At 42.8% G+C, this 14235-nt stretch carries 16 protein-coding genes; 11 read left to right on the top strand and 5 right to left on the bottom strand.

Annotated elements, in window-relative coordinates; translation table 11 throughout:
• Positions 1-41 precede the first annotated feature (41 nt).
• Positions 42-3839 carry a DNA polymerase III subunit alpha gene (dnaE, locus tag HMPREF1534_RS18595; RefSeq protein ID WP_005935451.1) on the bottom strand — a complete coding sequence of 1266 codons (3798 nt, stop codon included), beginning with the start codon at positions 3837-3839 and terminating at the stop codon, positions 42-44.
• A gap of 191 nt (positions 3840-4030) precedes the next feature.
• On the opposite strand from dnaE, the gene HMPREF1534_RS18600 reads away from it, so the two are divergent.
• Genes HMPREF1534_RS18600 through HMPREF1534_RS18610 form a run of 3 tightly spaced genes read left to right on the top strand, consistent with a single transcriptional unit; the run spans position 4031 to position 5776 of the window.
• Entirely contained in the window at positions 4031-4717 is a 687-nt protein-coding gene (locus HMPREF1534_RS18600; RefSeq protein WP_005935449.1) for a phosphatidylserine decarboxylase family protein, read from the top strand.
• A gap of 9 nt (positions 4718-4726) precedes the next feature.
• Complete coding sequence (locus tag HMPREF1534_RS18605) at positions 4727-5434, top strand: CDP-alcohol phosphatidyltransferase family protein (protein ID WP_005935446.1); 708 nt, start codon at positions 4727-4729, stop codon at positions 5432-5434.
• A gap of 54 nt (positions 5435-5488) precedes the next feature.
• On the top strand, positions 5489-5776 hold the full coding sequence (locus HMPREF1534_RS18610; RefSeq protein ID WP_005935444.1) for a DUF4834 family protein: 288 nt from the start codon (positions 5489-5491) through the stop codon (positions 5774-5776).
• Positions 5777-5797: 21 nt separating this feature from the next.
• Here HMPREF1534_RS18610 and HMPREF1534_RS18615 read toward each other — a convergent pair whose 3' ends face one another.
• Together HMPREF1534_RS18615 and HMPREF1534_RS18620 are read right to left on the bottom strand one after the other, a co-directional pair.
• Entirely contained in the window at positions 5798-6232 is a 435-nt protein-coding gene (locus HMPREF1534_RS18615; RefSeq protein ID WP_005935442.1) for a nucleoside deaminase, read from the bottom strand.
• 8 nt (positions 6233-6240) lie between these two features.
• Positions 6241-6474 (bottom strand): hypothetical protein, encoded by a 234-nt coding sequence (locus HMPREF1534_RS18620; RefSeq protein WP_025066866.1) that lies wholly within the window; start codon positions 6472-6474, stop codon positions 6241-6243.
• A gap of 75 nt (positions 6475-6549) precedes the next feature.
• Here HMPREF1534_RS18620 and HMPREF1534_RS18625 point away from each other — a divergent pair, with 75 nt between their 5' ends.
• The 4 genes from HMPREF1534_RS18625 to HMPREF1534_RS18635 are packed head-to-tail and all read left to right on the top strand — an operon-like array spanning position 6550 to position 9385.
• Positions 6550-6915 carry a YraN family protein gene (locus HMPREF1534_RS18625; protein ID WP_005935436.1) on the top strand — a complete coding sequence of 122 codons (366 nt, stop codon included), beginning with the start codon at positions 6550-6552 and terminating at the stop codon, positions 6913-6915.
• 18 nt (positions 6916-6933) lie between these two features.
• Positions 6934-7293, top strand: coding sequence for an MmcQ/YjbR family DNA-binding protein (locus HMPREF1534_RS0118740; RefSeq protein WP_018452164.1), 360 nt, complete (start codon positions 6934-6936; stop codon positions 7291-7293).
• A complete protein-coding gene (locus HMPREF1534_RS18630) occupies positions 7277-8038 on the top strand; it encodes a biotin--[acetyl-CoA-carboxylase] ligase (protein WP_005935431.1) in 762 nt (253 codons plus the stop codon). Before HMPREF1534_RS0118740 ends, HMPREF1534_RS18630 begins: the two co-directional genes overlap by 17 nt.
• Before the next feature lie 12 nt (positions 8039-8050).
• On the top strand, positions 8051-9385 hold the full coding sequence (locus tag HMPREF1534_RS18635) for an MATE family efflux transporter (protein WP_005935428.1): 1335 nt from the start codon (positions 8051-8053) through the stop codon (positions 9383-9385).
• On the opposite strand, the gene HMPREF1534_RS18640 is transcribed toward HMPREF1534_RS18635, so the two are convergent.
• The gene (locus HMPREF1534_RS18640) at positions 9352-9924 is read right to left on the bottom strand and encodes a DNA-3-methyladenine glycosylase I (RefSeq protein WP_018452163.1); all 573 of its coding nucleotides are present in this window, start codon (positions 9922-9924) and stop codon (positions 9352-9354) included. The two genes, HMPREF1534_RS18635 and HMPREF1534_RS18640, sit on opposite strands and share 34 nt — an antisense overlap.
• 112 nt (positions 9925-10036) lie before the next feature.
• On the opposite strand from HMPREF1534_RS18640, the gene pyrH reads away from it, so the two are divergent.
• Positions 10037-10747 (top strand): UMP kinase, encoded by a 711-nt coding sequence (gene pyrH / locus HMPREF1534_RS18645; protein WP_005935422.1) that lies wholly within the window; start codon positions 10037-10039, stop codon positions 10745-10747.
• 149 nt (positions 10748-10896) lie between these two features.
• Here the strand turns inward: pyrH and HMPREF1534_RS18650 are convergent, their stop codons facing one another.
• Positions 10897-11412 carry a histidine phosphatase family protein gene (locus HMPREF1534_RS18650; RefSeq protein ID WP_005935420.1) on the bottom strand — a complete coding sequence of 172 codons (516 nt, stop codon included), beginning with the start codon at positions 11410-11412 and terminating at the stop codon, positions 10897-10899.
• 232 nt (positions 11413-11644) lie between these two features.
• Between HMPREF1534_RS18650 and frr the strand changes: the two genes are divergently transcribed.
• The 3 genes from frr to HMPREF1534_RS18665 are packed head-to-tail and all read left to right on the top strand — an operon-like array spanning position 11645 to position 14180.
• Positions 11645-12205 carry a ribosome recycling factor gene (frr, locus tag HMPREF1534_RS18655; RefSeq protein ID WP_005935417.1) on the top strand — a complete coding sequence of 187 codons (561 nt, stop codon included), beginning with the start codon at positions 11645-11647 and terminating at the stop codon, positions 12203-12205.
• A gap of 9 nt (positions 12206-12214) precedes the next feature.
• Positions 12215-13147, top strand: coding sequence for a ribosome small subunit-dependent GTPase A (gene rsgA / locus HMPREF1534_RS18660; RefSeq protein ID WP_005935413.1), 933 nt, complete (start codon positions 12215-12217; stop codon positions 13145-13147).
• Positions 13148-13160: 13 nt separating this feature from the next.
• Positions 13161-14180 (top strand): M28 family metallopeptidase, encoded by a 1020-nt coding sequence (locus tag HMPREF1534_RS18665; protein WP_005935411.1) that lies wholly within the window; start codon positions 13161-13163, stop codon positions 14178-14180.
• The last annotated feature ends 55 nt before the right edge of the window (positions 14181-14235 follow it).

Below are 14235 nucleotides of genomic sequence, written 5' to 3'. Positions count from 1 at the left end.
GTAATATGCTTATAGTTTAAACTGTTAATTGCGCAAATATACTAATTTATTTTATAGGAGAGCATTGGTTGGCTCTTTAAATATGTCATTATATCTTTTTGAACTGCAATCTTTACCACGCGAGACATCAAATTGACATACATCTGACCATCTTCATCCTGTACGTGGAAATAAAGTTCCGCATTACCGGGATTTGCCTTCACCAAAGCCGTAAATTCTTCAATCATCTCTTCATCAATGGCAGACAGAGGTGCTGTCACCGTCAACTTTTCAATAATCTTTTCTTTCACCTCAGGCAGAAGTTCAATTGAGTTTATCTTTATTTCCCATTCCTCCTGACGCCACTGCTTCGGCTGACATTTTCCTCTTAAAAATAAGAACATGCCGTTCATGAAAAAGTTTTTCTTTTCCACCCATTCATTACCGAAGAAAGCAAATTCGGCAGAACCACTATAATCTTCTATTTTCGCAATACCATACGGCTTACCGGTCTTGGTGTAACCCTCGCGGACTCCGGTCACAATCCCTCCCATTGTCACATCTTTGTTTTGAAGCGGAGTCAGATCGGTCAATTCAATCATGTGGGTATTGCATACATTCTCCAAGATAACAGCATACTCATCCAATGGATGGGCCGAAAGATAAATTCCTACCAAATCACGCTCCTTGTTGAGACGTTCCAAATCTCCCCATGTCGGTGCCGGAACTATTTCGGGAGTCGCTACTTCTATCTGGTTCTCACCGCCAAACAAAGAGTTGGATGCGGCAGCCTTATCCATTTGATATTTATTTCCATAGCGTACCAATACTTCCGTAAAGGTTTCATCTTTGGCATTCTTCACAAAGAAATCTTCACGCTTGATGCCGGGAAAACTGTCAAACGCACCTGCCAAAGCCAGATTTTCAATATTCTTACGGTTACAAGCCGAGAGGTTTACACGCTGAACGAAATCAAAGATATCTTTATATTCTCCATTTCTCTCCCGTTCCTCCAAAATAGAGTGAACAGCACTTTCTCCTACGCCCTTGATGGCTCCTAAACCAAAACGAATATCCCCCTTGCGGTTTACTGAAAACTTCAGATAACTTTCATTCACATCCGGACCTTTGGTCGTGATTCCGGTCGCTTTACTTTCGTCCATCAGCTTCGTGATTTCAGTAATGTTCGAAATATTCCGGCTCATGGTAGCCGCCATGTACTCTGCCGGATAGTTGGCTTTCAGATAAGCAGTCTGATAAGCTACCCACGAATAACAGGTGGCATGCGATTTATTGAATGCGTATGATGCAAACTTTTCCCAGTCCGCCCAAATCTTTTCAAGCACTTTCGGATCATGCCCATTCTTCTGACCTCCCGAAATAAACTTCGGCTTCATGTGATCCAGCTTGTCTCGCAGTTTCTTACCCATCGCTTTACGCAAAGCATCAGACTCACCGCGAGTAAAATCAGCCAGCAAACGTGACAGCAGCATGACCTGTTCCTGATACACTGTAATGCCATAGGTGTCCTTTAAGTATTTCTCCATGATAGGAATATCATACTCAATAGGCTTACGCCCGTGTTTACGGTCGATAAAGTCAGGAATATAGTCCATAGGACCCGGACGATAAAGGGCATTCATGGCAATCAGGTCTTCAAAAGTACTCGGTTCGAGTTCACGCAAGTATTTCTGCATACCGGCAGACTCGAATTGGAAAGTACCGATTGTCCGTCCATCACTATATAATTCATAAGTTACCGGATCTTCAATATCGACTTCATCAATATCCAACACAATTCCCTTACTGTGCTTGATATTTTCTACCGCCTCCTTGATGATAGACAAAGTCTTCAACCCAAGGAAGTCCATTTTAATCAAACCGGTATCCTCAATCACCGAACCTTCATATTGGGTAACCAGCATTTTCTCTCCGGTTTCTTTATCATCGGCCGTACTTACCGGAACCCAATCCGTTATATCATCCCTACATATAATAGTGCCACACGCGTGCACTCCCGTGTTGCGGACATTCCCTTCCAACATCTTGGCATATTTAATCGTATCGCGCAAAATGGGGTCGGGTGACACTTCTGCCGCCTGCAACTCGGGAACGTATGCAATGGCATTGGGCAGATTCATTTTTTTATCTGGTATTTTGTCGGGAACCAGCTTACACAAACGGTCGGACTCCGACAACGGCAGCTTCTGTACACGGGCAACATCCTTGATGGCCAATTTTGTTGCCATTGTACCATAAGTAATGATATGGGCCACTTTTTCCTGACCATACTTTTCCGTTACCCAGTTCAACACACGTCCGCGTCCGTCATCATCAAAATCCACATCGATATCAGGCAAAGAAATACGGTCGGGATTCAAAAAACGCTCGAACAGCAAATCATAAGCAATAGGGTCAATCTTAGTGATACCCAAGCAATAGGCCACTGCCGAGCCGGCAGCAGAACCACGTCCCGGTCCCACTGATACATCCAGTTCCTCACGGGCTGCACGAATAAAGTCCTGCACAATCAAGAAGTAACCCGGAAAACCCATGGTTTTCATAATATGAAGCTCAAACTTGATTCGTTCCTGCACCTCCTCACTCAGCACTTCTCCATAGCGTTTGTGAGCTCCTTCCAATGCGAGTTTTTTCAGATAATCCGCTTCCAGCTTAATACGGTAAAGCTTATCATAGCCGCCCAGTTTTTCTATTTTGGACTTAGCAGCATCCTCGCTCATCACCACATTGCCGTTTTCATCCTGCGTAAATTCATCGAACAAATCCTTTTCCGTGTACTTTTTCCTATACTCTTCCTCTGTTCCAAAGTCCTCCGGAATGGCAAAAGTAGGCATAATCGGAGCATGGTCGATACTGTAAAACTCCACCTGGTCACAAATATCTACCGTATTAGACAATGCTTCGGGTACATCGGCAAAGATTTCATTCATTTCCGCACGCGTCTTCATCCATTCCTGCTTGGAGTAAAGCATACGGTTGGGGTCATCCAAATCTTTTCCCGTACTCAAGCAAATCAAACGGTCGTGTGCTTCGGCATTCTCCTCGTCTACAAAGTGAACGTCATTGGTGCACACCAGCTTCACATTATATTTTTTGGAATACTCTATCAGTTTCTCATTAGCAATCTGTTGCAGTTTATACGCTTCGTGATTGGCACGGGGTACGGTGGCCTTATGACGCTGCAACTCCAGATAAAAGTCATCGCCAAAAACGCGTTTATACCATTGGATAGCCTCTTCAGCCTCTTCATACTTTCCGGCAATGATATTCTTAGGCACTTCACCGGCAATACAAGCCGTACAGACAATCAGTCCCTCGTGATATTTCTCCAATTCCACACGGTCGGTACGCGGACGCATATAAAATCCTTCCGTCCATGCCTTAGATACCAACTTGATAAGATTATGATAGCCTTTTTCATTCTTGGCAAGCACCACCAAGTGATAACCGCTTTGATCCGGTTTCCCCTCCTTATTAAATAGACGGCGGCGTGCCACATACATTTCACAACCAAAAATAGGCTTGAATAATTTCTTCTTCGCCGCTTCCAGTTGCTCCCTGCATACTGCCAATTCAGCTTCGGGATTCTCACATTCCACCGTACCTTTTTCCAGCCCGGCTATCTTCTTCTTCAAATCTTTTATCTCGCCGTTGGTTCCTCCATTCTTCTTATTTACATAGTTAAAGAATTCCTTGATACCGAACATATCACCATGGTCGGTGACTGCTATTCCTTTCATACCGTCAGCAATCGCCTTATCGACCAAACGCGGAATAGACGCTTGTCCGTCAAGAATAGAATACTGGGTATGGACGTGTAAATGGACAAAATCCTGCATAATTTCTTCTCTCCTAAAAATTCGGTTAAAGATACTCCGCTTTCACAAAACCTGCAAAAAGATAAAGAAGAAGTTATCAACATTCGCTTTTTTTATCTTAAAAGAGACAGAAATAGGCATTTCTAACAACTTTTATTTGCAGGGTTTTCAAAATAAGTATATTTTTGCACGATAATTGGTTTTCTTATATCATGAACCGACTGAAGAAATTAAAGAAAATAAGACTACATAGAGAAGGAACGGAGATTTTAATTGCAAGTGCTCTATTACTGGCAGGCATAAATGCATTGGTATTTTGGGCATTTGACTGCAAAATCCTGTTCTATCTATTGGCAACTGCAAGTATCATCATCTATTTGCTGATGGTGAACTTTTTCCGTTGTCCTATCCGCCTGTTCGAACACGATACCGAAAAAGTAGTTGTTGCACCTGCCGATGGCAGGATAGTAGTAATCGAGGAAGTGGACGAACATGAATATTTTCATGACCGCCGTTTAATGATTTCTATTTTTATGAGTATTGTGAATGTTCACGCCAACTGGTATCCGGTGGACGGAGTAGTAAAACATGTAGATCATCACAATGGTAAGTTCATGAAAGCATGGCTTCCGAAAGCCAGCACGGAAAATGAACGTTCCATGGTGGTTATCGAGACTCCCGAAGGACATACCGTTATGGCGCGCCAGATTGCCGGAGCCATCGCACGCCGTATTGTCACTTACGCAGAAGTAGGAGAAGACTGCTACATTGACGAGCACATGGGATTTATTAAATTCGGTTCACGTGTAGATGTTTACCTGCCACTGGGCACTGAAGTATGTGTCAAAATGGGACAAGCAACCGTCGGAAACGAAACCGTCATTGCTAAACTAAAATAAAAAGACCTAATGGCAAATTGTATTACACGCCACATACCCAACACTGTTACTTGTTGCAACTTATTTTCCGGCTGTATTGCCAGTGTAATGGCATTTAAAGGAAACTATGAACTGGCGATTACCTTTATTATAATAGGAGCAGTATTTGATTTCTTCGACGGGATGTTGGCACGTCTGCTTAAAGTTTCGGGACCATTGGGAAAAGAATTGGATTCACTGGCAGATGATATAACATTCGGTTTTGCACCTGCCGCCATTGTTTTCTCTTTATTTAAAGAAGTACATTATCCCGATTTCCTGTTACCCATAGCAGAATATATGCCTTACACTGCATTTCTCATAGCTGTTTTCTCAGCCTTGAGACTGGGCAAGTTCAATATCGACCCGCGTCAAAGCAGTTCGTTCATAGGTATGCCGACGCCGGCCAATGCATTGTTTTGGGGTTCCTTGGTAGTGGGTGGCCACTCCTTTTTGATATCCGATTCTTTCAATGCGATATACTTATTTATTTTAGTGCTAATCATGTCTTTACTGTTGATTGCCGAAATTCCGATGTTCTCTTTAAAATTCAAGAATTTGACATGGAGTCAGAACAAAGTGAGCTATATATTCCTGATAGTATGCATTCCTTTACTGCTTATTTTCAAAATCAGCGGCTTTGCAGCCGTTATTATCTGGTATATCATTCTATCTCTTTTAACTAAAAAAAGAGCGTAAACAATACGTGTGGCACACTTGTTGTACGTGATATACTAAAAAAAAGAAATTACTATGTTTGGATTTTTAAGTTTTCTACTTATTCTTTTCCTGCTGATTATCTTTATCGGCTTTTCTATTCTAGGCAATATTATGCGTGTATTGTTTGGTGGCGGCAACAAACGCAGCAATTATCAAAGCCATACATACACCAACCACGAAAATTTCAACAGACAGCAAGATGCCAATGACAGCTATGCTGAAACCGACTCAGCTTCAAACACACATCACAAGTCAAAAGGCAATAAAAAGAAGATATTCGGTGATGACGAAGGAGAATATGTTGATTTTGAGGAACAATAACTCTTCTCCTATCTCCGGTTATCATCGTCTTTTCTTAAAGAAGTCCTTCATCAATTGAGCACATTCATCTGCAAGCACTCCTTTGATTACTACAGTCTTGGGGTGCAAGGCATCAGGTGCATACTTTTGATAACCGCGTTTATCATCGGCAGCCCCGAAAACCAATTTACCTGTCTGTGCCCATGCTATAGCTCCGGCACACATTACACACGGTTCTACTGTAACATACAGGGTACATTCATTCAGATATTTGCCTCCCAAATTATTGGCAGCAGCGGTGATAGCCTGCATCTCGGCGTGAGCTGTCACATCATTCAACATCTCTGTCAGGTTGTGTCCGCGCCCGATGATACGGTCACGACAAACAACAACAGCGCCTACCGGCACCTCCCCCGATGCAAACGCTTTCTGCGCTTCCATTAAAGCTTGCTTCATATAAAAAGTATCATCTGCCATACAACTCCTTACCGTCTCATATCATGTTCATTGAATAATGTGGGATAATCTTCCTCCATCTTTTGATGAATAAAAGTCAACACCGTTTCACGAAGCCAACGAGCTTTATTTGTTATCTTATACTTCTTAAGATAACAATCCACTATTTTCAGCTCCTCTTCACTCATCAAGCACACCATACGTTGCTTTCTTTTGGGCGTAGATGAGGGGACTTTCACTCTCTTTTTTACGTTATTTGCCATATTCTCTGCAAAATTAGCTTTACTTCTGTAAATACAAAACATAAAAATGAGTATTTTTGTGCAAAATGTAACAGAATGGCAGAACACAACGAATTTGGCAAGGAAGGGGAAACCGCAGCAGCCGACTTCCTTACAGAAAAAGGCTACTCCATCCTTCATCGTAATTGGCGATGTGGCAAGAAAGAATTAGACATCGTAGCCAAATACAACAATGAGCTAATCGTTGTAGAAGTTAAGTCGCGCAAAGACATACGGTTTGGCAATCCGGAAGAGGCAGTTAACGATAGAAAAATCCGACATATTATAGCCTCAACCGATGCTTATCTCCGCAAATTTGCTATCGACCTGCCTGTCCGCTTTGACATTATAACGGTGGTAGGACAAGAAGCACCCTTTCAAATCGAACATATTGCCGATGCCTTCTATTCACCTATTTGGTAATACTATACTTATTTATATATGGATATAGAAACAATTCGAGATTATTGCCTCGCCAAAAAAGGGACAACAGAAGGTTTTCCTTTTGGAGAAGATTTTTTAGTATTTAAAGTAATGGGGAAAATGACCGCCTGCATCAAACTGGAATGCCCTGATTTAATTACACTGAAATGTGACCCGGACTATGCTTTGGAACTGCGTGACCATTATCCGGGGGTAGAAGGTGCTTATCACTTCAACAAAAAATATTGGAATCAAGTATCACTGAAAGGAGATATAGACGACAAAATGATTCTACATTTAATAGATCATTCATACGAAGAAGTCATCAAGAAATTCACCCGTAAACTAAAACAAGAATACAATGAATTGCCCGACTAACCCGACAGTCTCCATACTTAAAGAAAAAGAAACGGACTCTACCAATAACCGACTTGCGCAACTGTGCGATCGGGAAAATATCAAAGAATTTACCACACTACTGGTTGACAAACAAACAGCCGGTAAGGGGCAACGTGGCAATTCGTGGGAATCTGCCCCCGGCATGAACCTCACTTTCAGTACCGTACTCTACCCCTCAGCCCTAAAAGCCCGTGAGCAATTCACACTTTCCATGCTTATCGCCTTGTCCGTATATGACACTTTAAGCACCTATGCAGAAGGTTTCAGCATCAAATGGCCAAACGACATTTATTGGAAAGACAAGAAAATATGTGGTATTCTGATAGAAAATGAATTAGAAGGAACGTATCTGCTCCGTTGCATTGCAGGTATCGGCGTAAATATCAACCAAGAGCATTTTGTCTCCCCTGCCCCCAACCCTGTTTCACTGAAACAAATACTGGGACGAAAAACAGACAAGCAGGAAGTACTGGAAGGTATCCTGAAAAGATTGTTTTCCTACTATATTCCATTAATTTCCCAAAAGCCGAATATCAAAGAGACTATTCATTCCGATTATCTGAACGCACAATACCGCCATAAAGGAATGTATCCTTACAGGGATGAAAACGGAGAATTTAAAGCAAGCCTCGAAACAATAGAACCGGACGGACACCTCCTGTTGAGAGATGAAAACGGTATGCTCCGAAAATACGCATTCAAAGAAGTGCAATATATCATATAACAATATTAAGAGATGCAACTAAGCTACGGAAATAAAAAGATTCTTCAGATTGCCATTCCTTCCATCGTATCGAATATCACAGTTCCACTGCTTGGTCTGATAGACGTTACCATTGTGGGACATCTTGGTTCGGCTGCTTACATAGGAGCGATAGCCGTCGGCGGAATGCTGTTTAATATCATTTACTGGATATTCGGTTTTCTACGTATGGGGACCAGCGGCATGACTTCACAAGCATACGGCAGACATGATTTAAATGAAGTAACCCGCTTGTTGTTACGCTCTGTGGGAGTAGGCTTATTCATCGCCCTAATCTTATTAGCTCTCCAATACCCTATCGAGAAAGTAGCTTTTACATTAATCGATACCACAGACGAAGTGGCACAACTATCCGCCCTCTATTTCCGCATCTGTATTTGGGGTGCGCCTGCCGTATTGGGATTATACAGTTTTGCCGGATGGTTTATCGGTATGCAGAATTCGCGTTTCCCCATGTACATTGCCATCACTCAAAACATCGTGAATATCGTGGCAAGCCTTTGCCTGGTCTATGGCTTCAACATGAAAATAGAAGGAGTAGCCATCGGCACATTAACCGCACAGTATGCAGGATTAGTGATGGCATACCTGCTTTGGATTCGCTATTATGGCAATTTAAGAAAGCGCATCGAATGGCATTCCTTTTTCGACCGACAAGCCATGTACCGTTTCTTTAAGGTGAACCGCGATATCTTTTTCCGCACCATCTGCCTGGTGGCCGTTACCGTATTCTTCACTTCGGCAGGAGCTGCACAAGGAGAAGTCGTTCTGGCTGTCAATACACTGCTCATGCAACTATTCACTCTCTTTTCATACATCATGGATGGGTTTGCGTATGCCGGAGAAGCATTGGCCGGTAAATACATCGGTGCCGGCAACAGGCGAGAACTCCATCAGACCGTGCGCCGACTGTTTGGTTGGGGAATCGGCCTTTCCCTTGCTTTCACCTTATTATATGGAGCAGGCGGACAAGCTTTCTTGAGATTATTGACCGACGATGAAATAGTAATCACTACTGCCGGAAGTTATTTTTATTGGGTACTTGCCATACCTTTAGCCGGGTTTTCGGCATTCCTGCTCGACGGCATATTCATCGGCGCAACAGCCACCCATCTCATGCTTCGCGCCATGATAGTGGCATCGGGATGCTTCTTCCTTATTTATTACGGATTCAAGGGTACAATGGAGAACCATGCACTGTGGATGGCATTTATCACCTACTTACTGCTTCGAGGTGTGTTACAAGGTGTGTTGGGGAGAAAAATTTTAGGCTACTATTCTTTTCGGCAAAAGCAGCCAGCCAAGTGATCATTGATAAAACCCGAAGCCTGCAAGTGAGCATAACAAATCGTCGTTCCAAAGAACTTAAAGCCTCGTTTTTTCATATCCCTGCTCATGGCATCGGACTCGGGAGAAGATACCGGAATCTCACTTAACGAGTTAAAGGTATGAACAATCGGCTTTCTATCAGGAAAGAATGACAGTGTATAATTGTAAAAGCTGCCAAACTCTTTCTGTATGGCAAGAAAAAGCCTTGCATTGGTAATGGTCGATTTGATTTTCAAGCGATTTCTCACAATACCGTCAAATCGCATCAGCCGTTCCACATCCTCATCGGTCATTTGCGCCACCCGTCCGGCATCAAAATTACAAAAGGCCTTTCGATACCCTTCACGTTTTCTAAGGATAGTTATCCAACTCAACCCTGCTTGAGCACTTTCCAGCACTAGAAATTCAAACAAAGTATCATCATCGGTCACCAGTCTGCCCCACTCCTTATCATGGTAGTTCACATACAGCTCATCCGTTCCACACCAACCGCAACGTCCGTTTATTATATCTTGCATAGTCATCACATTTATAATCCGACACAAAGATAATTGATTCACAGCTCTTATTACAGTGCCAAGTATCAAATTATTTTTTTATCTTTGCCCAAACAATAAATAATAAATCACTATGGCAAGATTTAAAAGAATACTATTAAAGCTGAGTGGCGAGAGCTTGATGGGTGAAAAACAATATGGCATAGACGAAAAACGTCTGAATGAGTATGCACAACAAATCAAAGAGATTCATGAACTGGGTGTGCAAATCGGCATCGTTATCGGTGGCGGTAACATCTTCCGCGGGCTGAGCGGTGCTTCAAAAGGTTTCGACCGTGTGAAAGGCGACCAAATGGGAATGCTCGCAACCGTTATCAATAGTCTCGGACTGAGTTCCGCCTTGGGCGCAGCCGGAGTAAAAGCACGCATACTCACCGCCATACGCATGGAACCTATCGGCGAATTCTACAGCAAATGGAAAGCCATTGAAGCAATGGAAAACGGTGAAGTGGTCATCATGTCAGCCGGTACCGGAAATCCGTTCTTTACCACTGATACCGGCTCTTCACTACGCGGTATCGAAATAGAGGCAGATGTCATGCTGAAAGGTACCCGCGTGGATGGTATCTATACTGCCGACCCGGAAAAAGACCCCACGGCAACCAAGTTTGACGATATTACCTATGACGAAGTCTTGCGCCGCGGTCTGAAGGTGATGGACCTCACCGCAACCTGCATGTGCAAGGAAAATAACCTGCCGATTATCGTATTCGATATGGATACACTCGGCAACCTGAAGAAAGTAATGACAGGAGAAAGTATCGGTACTTTAGTACATAATTAATATTACATTTAGAGAGTGTGTCAAAAGCAATGAAGTGTTTCATTTTGATACACTCTCGTTCTTTATAAGCACAGAACGGTAACACCTCCGTTCAGAAAGATTTGTTGAAGAAGTATAAAAGGCCAATAGCACACTTATCAATTAAACAATTACAGCATAAACAGTCTCAACTCGGCATTATCCATCTTGGGCACACTACGTAAATGCTGTAAAGTTACTCCCTGAATCCGTGCCTGAACAGCACGGTTTATTAACCCATGGCCAACAGCCAAAAGTGTCTTTCCTTCATAATTCGCCTTTATATAATCAAGGAAACAGCCGGCACGCTGATAGAGCATCTCCTCCGTTTCCACATCTGCCGGAATGTGATGAAGATCTACCTCCTTGATACGAAGCCCCGTCCAGCTCCCCCAATCTATCTCACGAAGCAAGCTTGTTGTTTCCCATGGCAGTTCCCTACCCTCCATCACTATTTCGGCTGTATCCATACAGCGTTTCAAGTCACTGGAAACGACAGCATCCAATGGAATCCTTTTCAAAGAATCCCGTAAAACCTCCGCTTGGGAAATCCCTTCTACAGTCAACCGTCCGGGCAAATGTCCTTGAAATATACGCGCTATGTTTTCTTCCGTCTGCCCATGCCGGGCCAAATACAATGAAATCATACTCTATCCATAATTATGTCAGCAAATATACTCCAAAATAGTTGAAACGCACTGTATCGGAGTCCCAAAATACATACAATCTTTTTATTCATCAGGGGGAAAGAAAACAGAGTTTGGGAAACTTTATAAATAAATCCTCTGTCATATATTGCAGATAATCAAAAAATAAATTACTTTTGTTTCACTAAAAAACAACGTATTGATAATATATAACTTAAAATAAAAAAACAGTATGACAGACGCAAAGACTTGCATTAACGATGCACAAGAGAAAATGGATATGGCCGTTATGTATCTGGAAGAAGCCTTAGCCCATATCCGTGCCGGAAAAGCCAGCACCAGACTGCTTGATGGTATTCGTGTTGATTCTTACGGGAGCATGGTGCCCATCAGCAACGTAGCCGCAGTAACTACTCCCGATGCACGCAGCATCGCCATCAAGCCATGGGACAAGAGTATGTTCCGCATCATCGAAAAAGCAATTATGGATTCCGAACTCGGTATCACTCCCGAAAATAATGGCGAAATCATCCGTTTAGGCATTCCCCCTCTGACCGAAGAACGCCGTAAACAATTGGCCAAACAATGCAAAGGAGAAGGCGAAACAGCCAAAGTAAGTATCCGCAATGCACGCCGCGATGCTATTGACGCTTTGAAGAAAGCCGTAAAAGAAGGTATGCCCGAAGACGAACAAAAAAATGCAGAAGCCAAACTTCAGAAGGTACACGACAAGTACATTGCGAAGATTGAAGAACTGCTTGCCGAGAAAGATAAAGAAATTATGACCGTATAAAAGAACAAAGTGCGCGGATTAGTAATTAAAAATACAGGCAGCTGGTATCAGGTAAAGACGGAAGACGGACAGCTCATTGACTGTAAAATCAAAGGAAACTTCCGACTGAAAGGGATTCGTAGTACCAACCCCATTGCTGTGGGAGACTACGTAAAAATCATTATGAATAATGAAGGTACTGCTTTTATCAGCGAAATAGAAGACCGTAAGAATTACATTATCCGACGTGCCTCTAATCTTTCCAAACAATCACATATACTGGCCGCTAACCTTGACCAGTGTATGTTGATTATCACTATTAATTATCCTGAGACTTCGACTATTTTCATTGACCGCTTTCTGGCTACCGCAGAAGCATATCGTATTCCTGTCAAATTAGTGTTCAACAAGATAGACAAGTATGACGAAGATAATCTGCGTTATCTGGATGCTGTAATCAACCTGTACACACACATCGGTTATCCCTGTTTTAAAGTTTCCGCGCTGAACCATATCGGTATAGATGAGATTAAAAAGGACTTGGAAGGCAAAGTCACACTTCTTTCCGGTAATTCGGGAGTAGGTAAATCGACTTTAATCAATGCCATTCTTCCGGAAAAGAATCTAAAGACAGGAGAGATATCCGATTACCATAATAAAGGGATGCACACCACCACTTTTTCTGAAATGTTTCCTATAGGAAAAGACGGATATATTATTGATACTCCGGGTATCAAAGGTTTTGGAACCTTCGATATGGAAGAAGAAGAGGTAGGACATTACTTTAAAGAAATATTCGAATATTCTGCCAACTGCAAATACGGTAACTGTACCCATCGTCATGAACCGGGCTGTGCGGTTCGTGAAGCAGTAGAGAAACATTTAATCAGCGAGTCGCGCTATATTTCTTATCTTAATATGCTGGAAGATAAAGAAGAAGGTAAATATCGCGCAGCCTATTAACAATCATGACTTTATGAAAAGACATCTTATCTTAGCCGCACTTCTCACAATTGGTGCCGCAAACCTGAATGCTGCTTCTCCCAAGAAAACAGCACCGGAACAGAAAGGAGTAGAAACCATCAACCGTGCAACCGCCGAAGCGCATATCGAATTCCTTGCCTGCGATGAGTTGGAAGGTCGTGAAGCCGGATGGAAAGGCGGCCGCATCGCCGGTAACTATATCATTTCATGCCTGAAACAAATGGGCCTGCAACCTTTATTTGACGATTATGTTCAGCCTTTTGAGGTGTGTCATGCAGAACGCCAAATTAAGAATAAGCGCTGGCAAGTTCACCCCGACTCTATCGCCGCCCTGAAAAAGACAGTCCATCAGAAGCTGGACCTGCGCAATATCCTGGCCAAGATAGAAGGGAAGAATCCAAATGAGATTGTAGTGATCGGCGCACATTACGACCATCTCGGTTATGACCCTACTTTGGAGGGTGACCAAATCTATAACGGAGCAGACGATAATGCCTCCGGAGTAGCAGCTGTGCTACAAGTAGCACGTGCTTTTCTGGCAACAGGAGAGCAACCGGAACGCACTGTTATTTTTGCTTTCTGGGACGGTGAAGAAAAAGGGTTGTTAGGCTCACGCTACTTCACAATGACCTATCCCGAGTTGAAGAAAATAAAAGGTTATCTGAACTATGACATGATAGGACGCAATAATAATGAAGAGCAGCCCAAAGGGGTAGTCTACTTTTACACCGCTGCCCATCCCGCGTTCGGTGACTGGCTGAAAAAAGACATTGAAGACTACCGCCTGCAACTGGAACCCGATTATCGTGCATGGGACAATCCTGTAGGTGGAAGTGACAATGGAAGTTTCGCCAAAGAAGGGATACCTATTATATGGTATCACACCAATGGTCATCCCGACTATCATCTACCGGGTGACGAAGCGGCAAAAATTAACTGGAATAAAACAGTAGATATCACAAAAGCTTCTTTCCTTGCCATGTGGAAACTGGCAAACGAAAAAAAATATTAAAAAGAAGCGCGGCGTTTAAACTTAACACCGCGCTTCTTTTCTAACTTTACAACGA

Origin of the sequence: Phocaeicola massiliensis B84634 = Timone 84634 = DSM 17679 = JCM 13223, assembly GCF_000382445.1 — a bacterium.
GTDB lineage: Bacteria > Bacteroidota > Bacteroidia > Bacteroidales > Bacteroidaceae > Phocaeicola > Phocaeicola massiliensis.
This window is presented reverse-complemented; position numbering and strand designations above follow the sequence as displayed.